Raw genomic sequence first — 17,051 nt, forward strand, 5'->3', positions numbered from 1 at the left:
GGGGCACCTTTCACGTCTCGGGCTTCATCGCGGCCAGCACGCCGTCCAGCCGGTCGTAATTGGTCTCCAGCGCTCGCCGCAGCATGCCGAGCCATTGATCGATCTCGGCGACCGCCGTCGGTGCCAGCCGGCACGGGCGCTTGGTGCCCTCGATCCGCTTCACGATCAGGCCCGCGCCCTCGAGCACCTTGAGATGGCGGGAAATCGCGGGCTGGGTCATCTCGAACGGCTCGACCAGCTCCATCACGGTCGCCTCGCCGAGAGCGAGCCGCGCCAGGATCGCCCGGCGGGTCGGATCGGCGAGCGCGGAGAAGGCGGCATCGAGGTTGGCCATGCTTGATCTCGTCCCGGTTATATAAATTGATTGTTATATAACTAATCATGCATAGTCAACGAAATCCGCTGCGGCGAAGGCGCGCAGCGGATTTGTCAGTCTTTTCAATGCTGGATTTGCGCGCCGCCGACGGCGCGCCGCAGCCTCTAGACGTCGAAGAACACCGTCTCGTTGTCGCCCTGCAGATGGACGTCGAACGTGTAGACGCTGCCCGCACCGGCCTTGCGCTTGGCGATCAAGGTGGCGCGGCGATCGGCGGGCACGAGCGCCAGCACGGAATCGGCGGCGTTGCCGGCCTCGTCGTCGAAATAGATCCGCGTGTAGAGATGCAAGAGCATGCCGCGCGCGAACACCGCGAGCGCGATATGCGGCGCCTGCGGCTTGCCGTCGGCATCCGGCACCACGCCCGGCTTGACGGTGTCGAACGAATAGCCGCCGCTCTTGTCGGTGCCGCAGCGGCCAAAACCCTTGAACGACGAGTTCGGCAGCGCGCGCGCATCCTGCGGATCGGAGAAGCGGCCCTGGCTATCGGCCTGCCAGATCTCCAGCATGCAATCCGGGATCAAAGCGCCGTCGCCGTCATAGACCTTGCCCTCGACGCGGATGCGTTCGCCCGAGACGTCAGGCGTCAAGAGGTTGCTCGTGAAGGCGTCGTTCCATTCGTATTCGCCGTTCGGCGTCAGGCCGTACTTGAAATAGGGGCCGACGGTCTGCGAGGGCGTGATTCCATCAGGACGCGGGTTCGACACTTACTTGGTCTCCATCGGCGTGGCGTTGCGGCCGCGCAGCACGATATCGAAGCGGTAGCAGAGCGCCCATTCCGGCTTGGTGTTGTCGAGATCGAACGACGAGATCATCCGCGCCCGCGCCTTTTCATCGGTCACCGAGTTGAAGATCGGATCGAACGGAAACAGGGGATCGCCGGGGAAATACATCTGCGTCACCAGACGCGAGACGAAGGAATGGCCGAACACCGAGAAGTGGATATGCGCCGGCCGCCAGGCATTGTGGTGATTGCCCCATGGGTACGCGCCGGGCTTGATGGTGATGAACTTATAGTAGCCCTTGGCGTCGGATTGCGTGCGGCCGGCGCCCGTGAAGTTCGGATCGAGCGGCGCCGGGTGCTGATCGACGACATGGATGTAGCGGCCGCAGGCATTGGCCTGCCACAACTCGACCAGCGTGTTGGGCACGCCGCGGCCGTCTTCGTCCAGCACATGGCCGTGCACGATGATGCGCTCGCCGAGCGGCTCGCCCTTTGCCTGGATGGTGAGGTCGTTGTCGTGCTCGCGCACGGTCTCGTGACCATAGACCGGCCCGGTCAGTTCGGAGAGCGTGTGCCGCATCGGGATCAGCGGCTTTTGCGGCGAACGCTTCACGGTGGAGCGATAGTCCGGCGACAGCCGCGCCGGATGGGCCGCAAGCGATTGCAGCGGATACACTAGGGTCATGGCGAATTCCTCCGCGGCCCACGCGCCCCGTGAGCTCACCTCAGATCATTATATTGCATAACCAAATTGGGGAAGGGCTGTTTTCAGCCCTTCCAAGCTATTAGATTAGTTCAGCTTTTCGATAGCGACCGCGACGCCCTGGCCGACCCCGACGCACATAGTTGCCAAGGCAAGCTTCCCGCCCCGCTTCTCCATGCCGTGCACGGCGGTCAAGACCAGCCGCGCGCCGCTCATGCCGAGCGGATGGCCGAGCGCGATCGCGCCGCCATGCGGATTGACGAAATCAGCATCTTCCTGGACGCCGAGCTGACGCAGGACGGCGATGCCTTGCGAGGCGAAGGCCTCGTTGAGTTCGATCAAATCAAAATCCGACACCTTGATGCCGAGACGCTCGACCAGCTTCCTCGTCGCCGGCACCGGGCCGATGCCCATGATGCGCGGCGGCACCGCGGCCGAGGCGAGGCCGAGGATTTTTGCGCGCGGGGTCAGGCCGTGCTTCTTCACCGCGGCTTCGGAAGCGAGGATCATCGCGGCGGCGCCGTCATTGACGCCGGATGCGTTGCCCGCGGTCACAGTGCCCGGATTGCGCACGATCGGCTTCAACTTGGCGAGACCTTCGAGCGTGGTCTCGGGCCGCGGATGCTCGTCCTTGTCGACGGTGATGGGGCCGGCCTTGCCGCCGGGCACCCGGATCGGGACGATCTCTTCGGCGAAATAGCCCGACGCGATTGCCGCACCCGCGCGCTGCTGCGAACGGATCGCCATCGCGTCCTGATCGGCGCGCGACACCTGGAATTCCTCGGCGACGTTCTCGCCGGTCTCCGGCATCGCGTCGACGCCGTACTGCGCCTTCATCAGCGGATTGATGAAGCGCCAGCCGATCGTGGTGTCGTAGATTTCGGCCGAACGCGCGAAGGCTTCCGGCGCCTTGCCCATCACGAACGGCGCGCGCGTCATCGATTCGACGCCGCCCGCGATCGCGAAATCGATCTCGCCGGCACGGATGGCGCGACCCGCGGCGCCGACCGCATCGAGGCCAGAGGCGCAGAGCCGGTTCAGGGTCTGGCCGGGAACCGACTCGGGCATGCCGGCGAGCAGCAGCGCCATGCGCGCGACGTTGCGGTTGTCTTCGCCGGCCTGGTTGGCGCAGCCGAAATAGACCTCGTCGACCTGATTCCAGTCGAGCGTCGGATGCTTGGCCATCAGCGCCTTGATCGGGGCCGCCGCGAGATCGTCGGCGCGCACCTTGGCGAGCGAGCCGCCGAAACGGCCGATCGGGGTCCGGACGGCATCGCAAATGAACACATCACGCATTGAATCTCTCCCTGAATGCCGCGACTTAGGCGCTGGATCGGTTGGAACTTGAGGTGGGTTTTAGGAGCGTGCCCGCGGCAGGTCAATTGACGCCGCTGCGTGGCATTAGCGCGTTGCCGTGATGCCTTGTCATATCTCGGGTCGTGGACAGGGTGGAAAACCCCTTCTTCTTGGATAGGAGCGCACGACGAAATTTTGTAGTTTCCGCTTCCTCATGACCATCCAGCAACCCATTCCCGCTCCGCCTGAACCCACTCCCGCCGAGGCGCCGTCGCGCGTCACGCCGATGATGGAACAGTATCTGGAGATCAAGGCGGCCCATCCCGGCCTCTTGCTGTTCTACCGGATGGGCGATTTCTACGAGCTGTTCTTCGAGGACGCCGAGATCGCCTCCAAGACGCTTGGCATCGTGCTGACCAAGCGCGGCAAGCATCAGGGCATGGACATCCCGATGTGCGGCGTGCCGGTCGAACGCTCCGAGGATTATCTGCATCGCCTGATCGGCGCCGGGCATCGCGTCGCGGTGTGCGAGCAGACCGAAAATCCCGCCGAGGCAAAAGCCCGCGGCAACAAGAGCGTGGTTCGCCGCGGCGTGGTGCGGCTGGTGACGCCGGGCACGCTGACCGACGACACACTGCTCGACGCCCGCACCAACAATTATCTGATCGCGATCGCGCGCGCCCGCGGCTCGGCCGGCGCGGATCGTCTTGGCCTTGCCTGGATCGACATCTCGACCTCGGAATTCATGGTGACGGAATGTTCGACCGCGGAGCTCGCGGCGACGCTGGCGCGCATCAATCCGAACGAGGCCATCGTCACCGACGCGCTCTATAGCGACAACGAGCTCGCGCCGACCTTGCGCGAATTGCCGTCGGTGACGCCGCTGACCCGCGACGTGTTCGACGGCGCCACCGCCGAACGGCGGCTGTGCGACTACTTTGCAGTCGCGACCATGGACGGCCTGTCCGCGATGTCGCGGCTGGAGGCGACGGCTGCGGCCGCGGCCGTCACCTATATCGACCGCACCCAGGTCGGCAAACGTCCACCGCTGTCGCCGCCGGCGCGCGAGGCCGCCGGCACCACGATGGCGATCGATCCGGCGACCCGCGCCAACCTCGAACTGACGCGGACGTTGGCGGGCGAACGCCGCGGTTCGCTGCTCGATGCGATCGACTGCACCGTGACCGCGGCGGGCTCGCGGCTGCTGGCGCAGCGCCTTGCCGCGCCGCTGACCGATGTTGCTGTGATCGCGCGTCGGCTCGACGCCGTCACGGCCTTCGTCGCGGATTCGGCGGCGCGCGAGGACGTCAGAACCGTGCTGCGCGCGGCGCCCGACATGTCGCGCGCGCTGGCGCGGCTCTCGGTCGGCCGCGGCGGTCCGCGCGATCTCGCGAGCCTGCGCGACGGCATCCTTGCCGCCGACCAGGCGCTGGAGCTGCTGGCGCAGCTTGCCAATCCGCCGGCCGAAGTGTCGGCCGTGATGGCGGCGTTGCAGCGCCCGTCGCGCGATCTGGCGCGGGAATTTTCCCGCGCGCTCTCCGAACAGCTTCCGCTGATCAAGCGCGACGGCGGCTTCGTCCGCGAGGGCTACGAGGCCGCGCTCGACGAGAGCCGCAATCTGCGCGACGCCTCGCGCCTCGTCGTCGCCGCGATGCAGGCGCGCTATGCCGAGGACACCGGCATCAAGACGCTGAAGATCCGGCACAACAATGTGCTCGGCTATTTCGTCGAGGTCACCGCGCAGCACGGCGACAAGCTGTTCGCGCCGCCGCTGAATGCGACCTTCATCCATCGCCAGACGCTGGCCGGGCAGGTTCGTTTCACGACGGCCGAACTCGGCGAGACCGAGGCCAAGATCGCCAACGCCGGCGAGCGTGCACTCAATCTCGAGCTCGAAATCTTCGAACGCCTGAGCGCGATGGCGCTCGCCGCCAGCGACGATCTGCGCAACGCCGCGCATGCCTTTGCAATGCTCGATGTCGCGACCGCACTGGCAAAGCTTGCGATCGACGACCATTACGTGCGGCCTGATGTCGACGGCTCGCTCGGCTTTGCGATCGAAGGCGGCCGCCACCCCGTGGTCGAGCAGGCGCTGAAGCGCGACGGCCAGCCGTTCATCGCCAATGCCTGCGATCTGTCGCCGGCGCCTGGGCAGAAGTCCGGCCAGCTCTGGCTGATCACCGGTCCGAACATGGCCGGCAAATCGACCTTCCTGCGGCAGAATGCGCTGATCGCGCTGCTGGCGCAGATCGGCTCTTACGTGCCGGCGTCGCGGGCGCGGCTCGGCATCGTCGACCGGCTGTTCTCGCGCGTCGGCGCGGCCGACGATCTCGCGCGCGGACGCTCGACCTTCATGGTCGAGATGGTCGAGACCGCCGTGATCCTCAACCAGGCCAGCGAACGGTCGCTCGTCATCCTCGACGAGATCGGCCGCGGCACCGCGACCTTCGACGGGCTGTCGATCGCCTGGGCCGCGATCGAGCATCTGCATGAGAGCAACCGCTGCCGCACCCTCTTTGCCACCCACTACCACGAGCTGACCGCGCTCTCGGCCAAGCTGCCGCGGATGTTCAACGCCACGGTGCGGGTCAAGGAATGGCAGGGCGACGTCGTGTTCCTGCACGAGGTGCTGCCCGGCTCGGCCGACCGCTCCTACGGCATCCAGGTCGCAAAACTCGCCGGCCTGCCGCCCGCCGTGATCACGCGCGCCAAATCGGTGCTGGCGAAACTCGAGGCCCAGGACCGCGGCCAGACCGCGCGCGCCTTGGTCGACGACCTGCCGCTGTTCGCAGTCCCCTCGCGCGCCGCCAGTGAGGACAAGCCGCCGAGCGAGACGGACTTGCTGGTCGAGGCCGTGAAGGCGCTGCACCCCGACGAGATGTCGCCGCGCGAGGCACTGGATGCGCTCTATGCGCTGAGGGCGAAGCTGCCGAAGGGATGACGTCTGCCGTCATTCCGGGGCGATGCGCAGCATCGAACCCGGAATCTCGAGATTCCGGGTCTGGTGCTTACGCACCATCCCGGAATGACGGCTTCAACCTTTCAGCTTCCTCCGCCCGAGCCACCACAGCACCAGATTCCACACGATGCAGGTGGCGAGCGCGCAGCTCAGCCCAATCGGCGAGCCGAACTGCGCCACCGCGACATGCAGCACGGCGACGCCGAGGCCGAAGCCCATCAGGCCCCAGGCGCTGTTGGCGAGCACGGCTGCGGTCGCAGGTCCACCGATGCGCGGATGCAGGATCAGCATCATCGAGGAGAACACGATCGGGAACAGCGCCATCACGCCGGTGACGCGCGGGCCGACCCAGCCTGATGCCGTGACAACCGTGCCGACCAGGCTTGCAACCAGCGCGGCGCGCAGCGGAATGTCGTACCAGCGCCGCGCGATCAGCGGCATTTTGGCGACGTGGCGGTAGGGCCTGAGCAGCGGAATGCAGATCGCAAAGGTGATGGCGTTGACGAGCAGCCCGCCGGTGAGCGACCAGCCGAACTGGCGGATGATGGTGGCCAGCACCAGCCACACCGCGATCGCAGATCCCGCGCTGATCCACATGCTGCGGCGCTGCGCCAGCACGGCGTAGGTCAGGCCCATATAGATCGTGGCCGCGTTGACCGGCAGGCTCGCCAGCGCGCCCTCGGCGATGAAGGCGGCGTCATGGTCGAGCGCGAGGAAGGTGTAGGACGGCCCGGCCGAGATCGGTAGCGTCGCGATCAGCGCGCCGATCACCGGCCCCGAACGCTCCGTGATGATGGACGCACTGACCACGAACGCCGCGGCCACCGCCATACGCAGCACGAGGATCAGGACGAAGTGGAGTTCGGGGGACATCCTGTGTCGTCCCGGCGCAGGCCGGGACCCATAACCACAACTATACGTGGGGAACGAAAGCCGTCGCACGGCGCGGCTTGAATCGAGAAGACACGGCGTATGGGTCCCGGCTCCCGTGCGCAATTGCGCACTAGGCCGGGACGACACCGAGCTACACCCGCTGCATCGACACCGAAACCTTCGGGCCGTTCTTGATGGTCTGATAGACCACGCAATAACGCTCGGTGAGTTTCAGCAGCAGATCGAGCTTGTCCTGCGGCGCGTCGGTGCCGATCTCGAAGCTCAGGCGGATTTCGCGGAAGCCGACCGGGGTCTCCTTGTCGACGCCGAGTGTGCCACGGAAGTCGAGATCGCCTTCGGCGAACACATTGCCGACTTTCAGCGGCACCTCGACGGCGGTGGCGACCGATTTCAAGGTGACGCCGGCGCAGGCGACCAGCGCCTCCAAGAGCATGTCGCCGGAGCAAAGCTCGAGCCCGGAGCCGCCGGTGGCGGGATGCAGGCCGGCGACCGCGAGTGCGCGGCCGGTCTCGACCTTGCAGGAGATGCTCTCATTGTCGATCGAGCCCTTGGCCTTCAGCGTGATCACGGCGGCTTGGGGGTCGGTCTTGTAGCGCTCCTTGATCGGAGCCTGCATTGCGCGGAGTTCGGCGGAGTCCATGGTTCTGCTCCCGGCTGTTCTTTCTAAAGCGCGATGAGATCACGTTGAATCGTCATCGCGCTTTAGATTCTTGTTTTAGCATGATCTTTTCGGAAAACCGCTTCGCACTTTTCCGGATCATGCTCTAGCCGATGTAAGGCCTTAACGCGCCGATGTCACCACCACATCGCCTCGCCGGCGCTCGATTTGTCCGTGACGTCACGCACCTGCCGGTCCAGCGAGCGGTCGAGCGCGGTCAGCACGCGGCGCTTGAAGGTGTCGAACAGCTCCGATTTGCGGTCGCGCGGCCGCGCCAGATTGATGGTGATCTGCTCGAACAGGCGGCCCGGCCGCGGCCGCATCACCAGCACGCGATCGGCCAGCACCACGGCCTCGTCGACGTCATGGGTGACCAGGATCAGGGTCGGCCTTGTGTCGGCCCAGAGATCGAGCAGATGGTCCTGCAGGTCACGCCGGGTGAAGGCATCGAGCGCCGAGAACGGCTCGTCGAGCAGCAGCACTTCCGGCTGCGGCACCAGCGCGCGTGCGATCGCGACCCGCTGCGCCTGCCCGCCGGACAATTCGCGCGGCCACGCTGCGGCCTTGTCGGCGAGGCCGACGCGGGCCAGCGCCGTCGCGACCCGCTCGCGCCTCGCATCAGTCGGGAGATCGGCGAGGCCGAAGCCGATATTGTCGGCGACGCTGAGCCACGGCAACAGCCGCGGCTCCTGGAAGATGATGCCGATCTTGGCGTGCGGCGAGGTGATCACGGCATTGTCGAGTATCACGCTGCCGGTGCTGGCGCGATCGAGGCCGGCGATGGCGCGCAGCAGCGTCGACTTGCCGCAACCGGAGCCGCCGATGATGGCGATGATCTCGCCGGGCTGTATCTCGGCCGAGAAGCGTTCCAGCGCGTGGACGCCGTTCGGATAGGTCTTGCCGACGTCCCTCAGCGCAAGCATCACTGCCCTCCTCGCGCGCCGAACGCATCCTGCCAACGGAGCAACGGCGCGGTGGCGATTTCGATCAGCCAGTCGGTCAGCTTGCCGAGGATCGCGAAGATCACGATCGCGGCGAGGATCTGCGCCGGCTTGCCGAGCTGCTGGCCGTCGATCAGGAGATAGCCGAGCCCTTCGGACGCGCCCATGAATTCGGCGGCGACCACGAACATCCAGCCCAGGCCGAGCCCGACCCGCAGCGACACCACATAGGCCGGCAGCACGGCGGGCAAAAGGATGCGGCGGATCATCGCAAAGCCGGACAGGCGGAACACGCGGCCGACCTCGACGACCTTGCGATCGACCGACAGGATCGCGCCCATCACCCCGAGATAGACCGGAAAGAACACGCCGACCGCGATCAGCGCGATCTTCGAGGTCTCGAAGATGCCGAGCCACAGGATGAACAGCGGCACCCAGGCGATCGAGGGAATCGCGCGCAGCGCTTGTACCGTCGGGTCAAGAAGTCGGCGCGCCAGGCCCCAATAGCCGGAGATCGCACCGAGGATGGTGCCGCCCGCGACGCCGAGCGCAAAGCCCGCGCCGACCCGCCACAGCGTCGCAAGGATATGGCGCGACAGCTCGCCGTTCCGGGCGAGCGCAACGATGGTTTCAAATACTTTCGACGGCGGCGGCACCAGGCGGCCGTTGGAGTAGCCGAGCGCGACGACCAGTTCCCAGCCCAGCGCCAGCGCGACCGGCAGTGCGAGCCCGAGCACCGGCCGCGCATGACGCGACCACCGCGCCGGCGCCGCACGCGGCGCGGCCGTCTGTTCCAGCGCGGGCAGGTCAACGGTCATGGCCATAGCAAGAACTATTCTTCAGGCGGGATTGCAAGGTGGGTGATCGCGCAACTCCATCCCCGTCGTCCCGGCCTAGTGCGCAATTGCGCACGGGAGCCGGGACCCATAACCACCGAATGTGGTGGTTAAGCGAGCTGGGGCCACAGCGTCATCTAACGACAAAGCCTTGTGGTTATGGGTCCCGGATCGCGCTTCGCTTGTCCGGGACGACGGTGGTTAGTTGGTGGGCAGCGGGACCTGGTCGTCGATCAGGCTGTCGAGCGCGGCCTTGACGTCGGTCTTGGCGTCGATCACGCCGGCCTGCTGCAGCGCGAGACCAGCCGCGAGAATTGATTCGCGCTGCGGGGCGCCAATCCGGCTGTGGGTCAGCTCGGTGCGCTCCTTGAGCTGCTTGTCGACCACGGCGTCCGGCAGCTTGGTGACGGCGATGAAGGTCTTCTTCAGCTCGTCATAGTTGGCCAGCGAATATTTCCGCGCCTCCTCGTAAGCTGCGAGCACGCGGCGGACGATATCCGGATGATCCTTCAAGAACTGCTCGCGCACATTGAGGATGCCCCAGGTGTTGGCGTCGGCCTTGCGATAGAACAGTTTTGCGCCGTCCTCGACCTCGGCCTGCGCCATCATCGGGTCGAGGCCGGCCCAGGCGTCGACGTCGCCGCGGATCAGCGCGGTCTTGCCGTCGGCGTGCTGCAGCAGCACCGGCGTGATGTCCTTCTCGGTAAGGCCGGCGCCGAGCAGCGCGCGGACCAGGAAGATGTGCGGATCGGTCCCGCGGGTCACCGCGACGCGCTTGCCCTTCAGGTCGGCGACGGAGGCGATCTTGGAATCCTTGCCGGTGACCAGCGCGGTCCATTCGGGACGCGAATAGACATAGATCGACTTGATCGGGTTGCCGTTGATCCTGGCGACCAAGGCGGCCGAGCCCGCGGTCGAGCCGAGATCGATCGAACCGGCGTTGAGGAATTCGAGCGCCTTGTTGGAGCCGGCCGACTGCACCCAGACGATGCTGATGCCGTCCTTGGCGAACTCCTTCTCCAGGAGGCCCTTCTGCTTCAGCACCATCGACACCGGATTGTAGGTCGCCCAGTCGATCCGGATCTCCTTCAGCGCGTCGGCGGCAAGCGCCGCGCCGGGCAACAATGTCGAGACCGCGAGCAGCGCAGCGAAGGCGCGCCGGGAAAATTTCTGCATTCGTCGATCTCCTCGATACGATTAAGAAACAATCTTTTATTTCAATGAGTTAGCCTTGCGGTCAACGAGAAAATCTCTACCCTTTACGCGATGGCGCGAGAACGATCTTGCCCGCAGCGCCGTTGAGAGAGCATGGAGCTGCTGTCGTTATACTTTGGTCAGTGACAGCAACAGCTTCGTCCGATATCGGATGGACGTATGGACAGCATCGTAGCCGACGACCGCGCTGAAGCGGATGATCGTTTCGAGACCGTGCGGATCACCGCGGCGGTCAACGCGCTCGCCGAGCAGCATGCCGGCCGCGAGGACCAGTTCCGCGCCGCGATGGCGCAGCTGCTCAAGGCCGAACTGATCGCGGCGCGCGCCACGGCGCAGGCGCTGCTCTTGAAGGATCGCCACGGCCGCCGCTGCGCCGAACGGCTCTGCTTCGTGCAGGACGAGATCATCCGCATCCTCTACGCCGCGGCGACCCGGCATCTCTACCACTCACCAATCCCATCGGGCGCCGAGCGCATGGCCGTGGTCGCGACCGGCGGTTATGGCCGCGGGCTGATGGCGCCGGAATCCGACATCGATCTGTTGTTCATCCTGCCCTACAAGCAGACCGCCTGGGGCGAGCAGGTCGCCGAAGCCATTCTCTATTGCCTTTGGGACATGGGGCTGAAGGTCGGCCACGCCACCCGCTCGGTCGATGAATCGATCCGCCAGGCGCGCGGCGACATGACGATCCGCACCGCGATCCTGGAGACGCGCTTCCTGACCGGCGACCAGCCGCTCTATGACGAGCTGGTCGAGCGCTTCGACAAGGAAGTGGTGCAGGGCACCGCGTCGGAATTCGTCACCGCCAAACTCGCCGAGCGCGAGGAGCGGCATCGCCGCGGCGGCCAGTCGCGCTATCTGGTCGAGCCCAACGTCAAGGACGGCAAGGGCGGCCTGCGCGACCTGCACACGCTGTTCTGGATCGCCAAATACGTCTACCGCGTGCGCGAGACCGATGAGCTGCTGGAACGCGGCGTGTTCGACGCACAGGAGTACCGCACCTTCCGCCGCTGCGCCGATTTCCTGTGGTCGGTGCGCTGCAACCTGCACTTCTTCGCCGGACGCGCCGAGGAGCGGCTGTCGTTCGACATGCAGCGCGAGATCGCGGTCCGCCTCGGCTATACCTCGCATCCCGGCATGCAGGACGTCGAGCGCTTCATGAAGCACTACTTCCTGATCGCCAAAGACGTCGGCGACCTCACCGCGATCCTGTGCGCCAAGCTCGAGGAGGAGCACAACAAGCCGGCGCCGGTGCTGAGCCGGATGGTGGCGCGCTTCCGGCCCGGCACCAAGCGGCGGCGGGTGGCGGGCAGCGACGATTTCATCGTCGACAACAACCGCATCAACCTCGCCGCCCCCGACGTCTTCAAGCACGATCCGGTCAATCTCATCCGGATCTTCCGCCTCGCGCAGCAGAACAGCCTCGCCTTCCATCCCGACGCGATGCGCACGGTGACGCGCTCGCTGAAGCTGATCAACACCCAGCTGCGCGAGAACGACGAAGCCAACCGCCTGTTCATGGAGATCCTGACCTCCGACAATGCGGAGACCGTGCTGCGGCGGATGAACGAGACCGGCGTGCTCGGCCATTTCATCCGCGCCTTCGGCAAGATCGTGTCGATGATGCAGTTCAACATGTACCACCACTACACGGTGGACGAGCATCTGATCCGCTGCATCGGCTTCCTTCAGGACATCGAGCGCGGCGGCAACGAGGAGTTCACGGTCGCCAGCGACCTGTTCCGCAAGATCCAGCCCGAGCACCGCCCGGTGATCTATATCGCGACCTTGCTGCACGACATCGCCAAGGGCCGCCCCGAGGATCATTCGATCGCCGGCGCCAAGGTGGCGCGGCGGCTGTGCCCGCGGCTCGGCTTCTCGGCGGCCGACACCGAGTTGGTGGCATGGCTGATCGAGGAGCACCTGACGATGTCGACGGTGGCGCAATCGCGCGACCTGTCGGACCGCAAGACCATCGAGAATTTCGCCGCCGTGGTGCAGTCGGTCGAGCAGATGAAGCTGCTCACGATCCTGACCACCGCCGACATCCGCGGCGTCGGCCCCGGCGTCTGGAACGGCTGGAAGGCGCAGCTGTTGCGCACGCTGTATTACGAGACCGAGCCGGTGCTGACCGGCGGCTTCTCGGAGGTCAACCGCGCCCAGCGCATCGCGGTGGCGCAAGCCGAATTCCGCCGCGCCTTCACCGAATGGCCGGAGGCCGAGCTCAACGCCTATATCGGCCGGCACTACCCGGCCTACTGGCTCAAGGTTGAGCTGCCACGCAAGATCCGCCAGGCACGCTTCATCCGCGCCAGCGAGCAGGCCGGCCACAAGCTCGCGATCAATGTCGGCTTCGACGAGATCCGCGCCGTCACCGAGCTCACGATTCTCGCGACCGACCATCCCTGGCTGCTGTCGATCATCGCCGGCGCCTGTGCGTCTGCCGGCGCCAACATCGTCGACGCGCAGATCTACACCACGACCGACGGCCGCGCGCTCGACACCATCTCGATCTCACGCGAATACGACCGCGACGAGGATGAAGGCCGCCGCGCGACGCGGATCGGCGAGATGATCGAGCACGTGCTGGAAGGCAAGCTGCGGCTGCCCGAGGCCGTGGCGAAGCGCGCGGTGCGCAGCAAGGCGCGTCCGTTCATCGTCGAGCCTGAAGTCACCATCAACAACCAGTGGTCCGACCGCTATACCGTGATCGAGGTCTCCGGCCTCGACCGCCCCGGCCTGCTCTATCAGCTCACCACCGCGATCTCGAAGCTCAACCTCAACATCGCCTCCGCCCATGTCGCGACTTTCGGCGAACGCGCGCGCGACGTGTTCTATGTCACCGACCTGCTCGGCGCCCAGATCACGGCGCCGACCCGGCAGGCCGCGATCAAGAGCGCGCTGCTGCATCTGCTCGCGAGCGAGGACCAGGCGGCGAAGCCGGCGGCGTGAGAGCACGCTCTCTCCATCCGTCATTCCGGGGCAGCCCGCAGGGCTGAACCCGGAATCCATCGGGCCGCGTTGTTGCTTTGAAATGGATTCCGGGTTCTCGCTTCGCGAGCCCGGAATGACGATGTATGGAACTGAGCCCGGAATCCATCAGGGCCGGGGCTAGTCGGGGAATGGATTCCGGGCTCTCACGGAGGCTGTTATCGGACCCGTTTTGCGCGACCCAGGCGTGAGCAGCCAGCGCGTCGGTCCCGGCAGCCTGCCGGACTTAGAGTCTAGGGCGGGCAACCGCCCTGGATCTCACATGTCTGATTGCGGCTGCAGCGCCGCCAGGCTCGCCCCCAGCAAGGCCAGGTAGCTGGCATGACAGACCACAACGCCAAAATCGAAGACGTCGAGCAGATCGATCCAATCGTTGGCCCAAGGGTTGTCGGCCGGCACGCTCGCTGCTTGCTTGCCACCGTCGATCACGGCAGGCTGGAAGCTGCGGTCGCGTCTCTGACCCCGCGTCTCGTGCGCGATGTCATCGGAGCAAAGGATCAAATGCAGGCGAGCGTTCGGCAATTTCAACCTCCAGATCTCTGATCGGCGACTGCTGAATCCGGGATGCCTACTGTTATCGAGTTACCCAATGAGCGTAGTCGCCGGGAGGAAACACGCCATTGAACGGAGGTTGATCCGGCCGTTACATTGGGATGGGGACAACATACTTAGGTTTAGCCGCAACCTGAACCTGAGCGTATCGGGTGGTTTCGCTTTCCGCGCGACTCCACGCGCGCGGGCGGATTGCCACAGGCCCGCATGATCTCGTCCGGACGACGAGAAAGCTGCTAAGGTCCGGCCTGTTGGGAGGGCGACGTTGTCGCCGCTGATGATAGCGGTCACCTAGCGACGCAGCGCGGCCCATGATGGCCAAGTGCTGGACGGCCAACTGCTGGTGCTGCCGATGATGCGCAATCCGACCACGAAGCCCTGGTCGACCGAGCAATGGCTGCTCGGCGGCATGGTGCTGGCTTGGGCGGGAACCTGCGCTGGGCTGTTGCTTGGTCCGGAGCCTGCGGCGACCGCTCATCTGGCTGCCCTGGCGGCGCTCATCGCCGCGCTCGCCGCTGCATTGCTGATGATGCGTGTGGTGGGCCGCACCCAAAGGCAGATGGAAGCCGCGTTGCGCGGCCGGGCCAGCAGCGAAGAGCGGGCGATCGAGGCGCTGCGCAACAGCGAAGCGCAATGGAAGGAGGTGTTCGAGCACAACCCGGTCATGTACTTCATGGTTGACGCAACGGGCCTCGTCCTGTCGGTCAACACGTTCGGCGCGGCACAACTCGGCTACACCGTCGACGAATTGCTCGGACAATCCGTGCTGCGGGTCTTTGCGGCCGAAGACCGAGATATGGTTCAGCGCAACGTCGCGGCATGCCTCGACAACATCGGCCAAACCCAAGGCTGGGAAATCCGGAAGGTCCGCAAGGACGGTTCAAGGCTTTGGGTTCGTGAGAATGCCAAGGCCGTGCGGCGGCTGGGCGATCAGTTGATCGTCCTGATCGCATGCGAGGATATTACCGAGCGCAAGCAGGCTGAGAATGCGCTGCAGCAGAGTGAAATGTACCTGACCGAAGCCCAGCGATTGAGTCACACCGGCAGCTTTGGCTGGCACGTCGCCAACGGCGAGATGATCTGGTCGGAAGAAACGTTCAGGATCTTCGAATTCGACAAGGCTCCTTGCATCAAGCATGGCACGGTCCTGCAACGCGTCCATCCGGACGATCGCGCCCGCGTGCAACGGACCATCGACCGTGCCTCGGTCGACGGCAAGGACTTCGAGCACGGCTACCGATTGCTGATGCCCAATGGGGCGATCAAATATGTCCACGCCCGGGCGCATGCGGTGACCAACATCTCGGGCGACACCGAATTCATCGGAGCGGTCACCGACGTGACGGCCCGCAAGCGGGCCGAGTCGGAACTGCATGAAGCGCAGATGAACCTCGCGCACGTCACGCGCGTGACGGCGCTCGGCGAGCTCGCGGCATCGATCGCCCATGAAGTGAACCAGCCGCTTGCCGCCGTGGTCACCAATGCCGCGGCATGCCTGCGGTGGCTCAACCGGGCGGCTCCCGATCTGAACGAAGCCCGCGGGGCGGTCAGGTCGATCATCAGCGACGGCAACCGGGCGGGCGAGGTCATCCAGCGCGTCCGCGCCCTGGTGAACAAGACGACCGATCAGAAGGCGCCGCTCGACATCAATGCAGCCATCAACGAGGTGATCGGCCTGGTGCAGCATGAACTGCAGAGCCACCTGATTTCCCTGCAGCTGGATCTCGCTCCCGCGCTCCCGCCTGTTATCGCCGACCGTATCCAACTGCAGCAAGTCATCCTCAACCTGGTCCTCAACGGCATCGAGGCGATGCAGCCGGTCACGGACCGGCCGCGCGAACTCGTGATCCGCACACGCATCGACCCCGCCAAGCATGACGATGCCGGGCAAATCCTGGTCACGGTCACCGACTGTGGCGTCGGGATAACAACCGAGAATGCCGACCGGCTGTTCGACGCCTTCTACACCACCAAGGCCAGCGGCATGGGAATGGGCTTGTCGATCTGCCGCTCGATCGTCGAAGCTCACCGGGGTCGCCTGTCCGTGGCCGGAAATACCGGCCCCGGCGCGGCATTCCAGTTCACCTTGCCATTGCGTGAAGAGGATCATGCATGGTGACCGGACCCGCGGCATCACCTCCCACTCACGCAAGCGCCGGGGATCCGGCCGTCTTCGTCGTCGACGACGACCCGTCGGTGCGGGACTCGCTGAGCAATCTTTTCCGGTCGGTCGGGCTGCGGACCGAAGTGTTCGGATCGGCCCATGAATTTCTCCAGCACAAGCCGCCGGATGTCCCGAGCTGCCTGATCCTGGACATCAGGCTGCCCCGGCTGAGCGGCCTCGACTTTCAGGCCGAGCTGGCCAAGGCCGACATCCATATCCCGATCATCTTCATGACCGGCCATGGCGATATCCCGATGACGGTCAGGGCCATGAAGGCCGGAGCGGTCGACTTCCTGACCAAGCCGTTCCGCGACCAGGACATGCTGGATGCCGTCACGACAGCGATCGAGCGCGACCGAAATCGTCGCGATGAGGCCAAGGCCCTTGCACACCTGCGCGCAGCCTTCGCGACCTTGACCGCCCGCGAGCGCCAGATCATGACCCTCGTCACCGCAGGGCTGATGAACAAGCAGGTCGCCGCCGAAATCGGGGTGGCGGAGATCACGGTGAAGATACACCGCGGCCACATCATGCGGAAAATGGCGGCGAAATCGCTGCCGGATCTGGTCAAAATGGCGCAGATCCTCCGGATCGGACCGGCATCCGGCGGGCCGCAAACCTAAGTATGATTCTCCGATCCCGACTGGCGACGCACTGTGCCCCGGCGTCCGCGCACAGACCAAAGCCCGTTCTGGCCGTCCCCAGGAAGGACCTCCTTGTCCCACCCGCCAATGATATCCAT

At 65.5% G+C, this 17,051-nt stretch carries 14 protein-coding genes; 4 read left to right on the forward strand and 10 right to left on the reverse strand.

Annotation, left to right across the window (positions count from 1 at the left end):
• Positions 1 to 10: 10 nt before the first annotated feature.
• The 4 genes from WDM24_RS40535 to pcaF form a co-directional block, all read right to left on the reverse strand.
• Positions 11 to 334: an ArsR/SmtB family transcription factor gene (locus tag WDM24_RS40535; RefSeq protein WP_029079517.1), complete on the reverse strand. Its 324-nt coding sequence runs from the start codon at positions 332 to 334 to the stop codon at positions 11 to 13.
• A gap of 146 nt (positions 335 to 480) precedes the next feature.
• Positions 481 to 1,083 carry a protocatechuate 3,4-dioxygenase subunit alpha gene (pcaG, locus tag WDM24_RS40540; RefSeq protein ID WP_338829680.1) on the reverse strand — a complete coding sequence of 201 codons (603 nt, stop codon included), beginning with the start codon at positions 1,081 to 1,083 and terminating at the stop codon, positions 481 to 483.
• Positions 1,084 to 1,785 carry a protocatechuate 3,4-dioxygenase subunit beta gene (gene pcaH / locus WDM24_RS40545; protein WP_338829681.1) on the reverse strand — a complete coding sequence of 234 codons (702 nt, stop codon included), beginning with the start codon at positions 1,783 to 1,785 and terminating at the stop codon, positions 1,084 to 1,086. It abuts the gene before it with no gap.
• A gap of 105 nt (positions 1,786 to 1,890) precedes the next feature.
• On the reverse strand, positions 1,891 to 3,099 hold the full coding sequence (gene pcaF / locus WDM24_RS40550) for a 3-oxoadipyl-CoA thiolase (protein ID WP_338829682.1): 1,209 nt from the start codon (positions 3,097 to 3,099) through the stop codon (positions 1,891 to 1,893).
• A gap of 214 nt (positions 3,100 to 3,313) precedes the next feature.
• Between pcaF and mutS the strand changes: the two genes are divergently transcribed.
• The gene (gene mutS / locus WDM24_RS40555; RefSeq protein ID WP_338829683.1) at positions 3,314 to 6,040 is read left to right on the forward strand and encodes a DNA mismatch repair protein MutS; all 2,727 of its coding nucleotides are present in this window, start codon (positions 3,314 to 3,316) and stop codon (positions 6,038 to 6,040) included.
• Positions 6,041 to 6,133: 93 nt separating this feature from the next.
• Here the strand turns inward: mutS and WDM24_RS40560 are convergent, their stop codons facing one another.
• The 5 genes from WDM24_RS40560 to WDM24_RS40580 all read right to left on the reverse strand — a co-directional run bounded on the left by WDM24_RS40560 (position 6,134) and on the right by WDM24_RS40580 (position 10,563).
• Complete coding sequence (locus WDM24_RS40560; protein ID WP_338829684.1) at positions 6,134 to 6,931, reverse strand: hypothetical protein; 798 nt, start codon at positions 6,929 to 6,931, stop codon at positions 6,134 to 6,136.
• A 151-nt stretch (positions 6,932 to 7,082) separates the two neighbouring features.
• A complete protein-coding gene (locus tag WDM24_RS40565) occupies positions 7,083 to 7,592 on the reverse strand; it encodes an OsmC family protein (protein WP_338829685.1) in 510 nt (169 codons plus the stop codon).
• Positions 7,593 to 7,747: 155 nt separating this feature from the next.
• Positions 7,748 to 8,533, reverse strand: coding sequence for an ABC transporter ATP-binding protein (locus WDM24_RS40570; RefSeq protein WP_338829686.1), 786 nt, complete (start codon positions 8,531 to 8,533; stop codon positions 7,748 to 7,750).
• Positions 8,533 to 9,369 carry an ABC transporter permease gene (locus WDM24_RS40575; RefSeq protein WP_338832531.1) on the reverse strand — a complete coding sequence of 279 codons (837 nt, stop codon included), beginning with the start codon at positions 9,367 to 9,369 and terminating at the stop codon, positions 8,533 to 8,535. Before WDM24_RS40575 ends, WDM24_RS40570 begins: the two co-directional genes overlap by 1 nt.
• A 219-nt stretch (positions 9,370 to 9,588) precedes the next feature.
• A complete protein-coding gene (locus WDM24_RS40580; protein ID WP_166301244.1) occupies positions 9,589 to 10,563 on the reverse strand; it encodes an aliphatic sulfonate ABC transporter substrate-binding protein in 975 nt (324 codons plus the stop codon).
• 198 nt (positions 10,564 to 10,761) lie between these two features.
• Between WDM24_RS40580 and WDM24_RS40585 the strand changes: the two genes are divergently transcribed.
• Complete coding sequence (locus tag WDM24_RS40585) at positions 10,762 to 13,554, forward strand: [protein-PII] uridylyltransferase (RefSeq protein WP_166301241.1); 2,793 nt, start codon at positions 10,762 to 10,764, stop codon at positions 13,552 to 13,554.
• 297 nt (positions 13,555 to 13,851) lie between these two features.
• On the opposite strand, the gene WDM24_RS40590 is transcribed toward WDM24_RS40585, so the two are convergent.
• A complete protein-coding gene (locus WDM24_RS40590; RefSeq protein ID WP_338694521.1) occupies positions 13,852 to 14,115 on the reverse strand; it encodes a hypothetical protein in 264 nt (87 codons plus the stop codon).
• A gap of 352 nt (positions 14,116 to 14,467) precedes the next feature.
• Between WDM24_RS40590 and WDM24_RS40595 the strand changes: the two genes are divergently transcribed.
• Complete coding sequence (locus WDM24_RS40595) at positions 14,468 to 16,264, forward strand: PAS domain S-box protein (RefSeq protein WP_338829687.1); 1,797 nt, start codon at positions 14,468 to 14,470, stop codon at positions 16,262 to 16,264.
• Positions 16,258 to 16,932: a response regulator transcription factor gene (locus WDM24_RS40600; protein WP_166301235.1), complete on the forward strand. Its 675-nt coding sequence runs from the start codon at positions 16,258 to 16,260 to the stop codon at positions 16,930 to 16,932. The genes WDM24_RS40595 and WDM24_RS40600 overlap by 7 nt, the downstream gene beginning before the upstream one ends.
• The last annotated feature ends 119 nt before the right edge of the window (positions 16,933 to 17,051 follow it).

This window comes from Bradyrhizobium sp. 27S5 (assembly GCF_037217225.1).
GTDB classification, from domain to species: Bacteria; Pseudomonadota; Alphaproteobacteria; order Rhizobiales; family Xanthobacteraceae; genus Bradyrhizobium; species Bradyrhizobium septentrionale.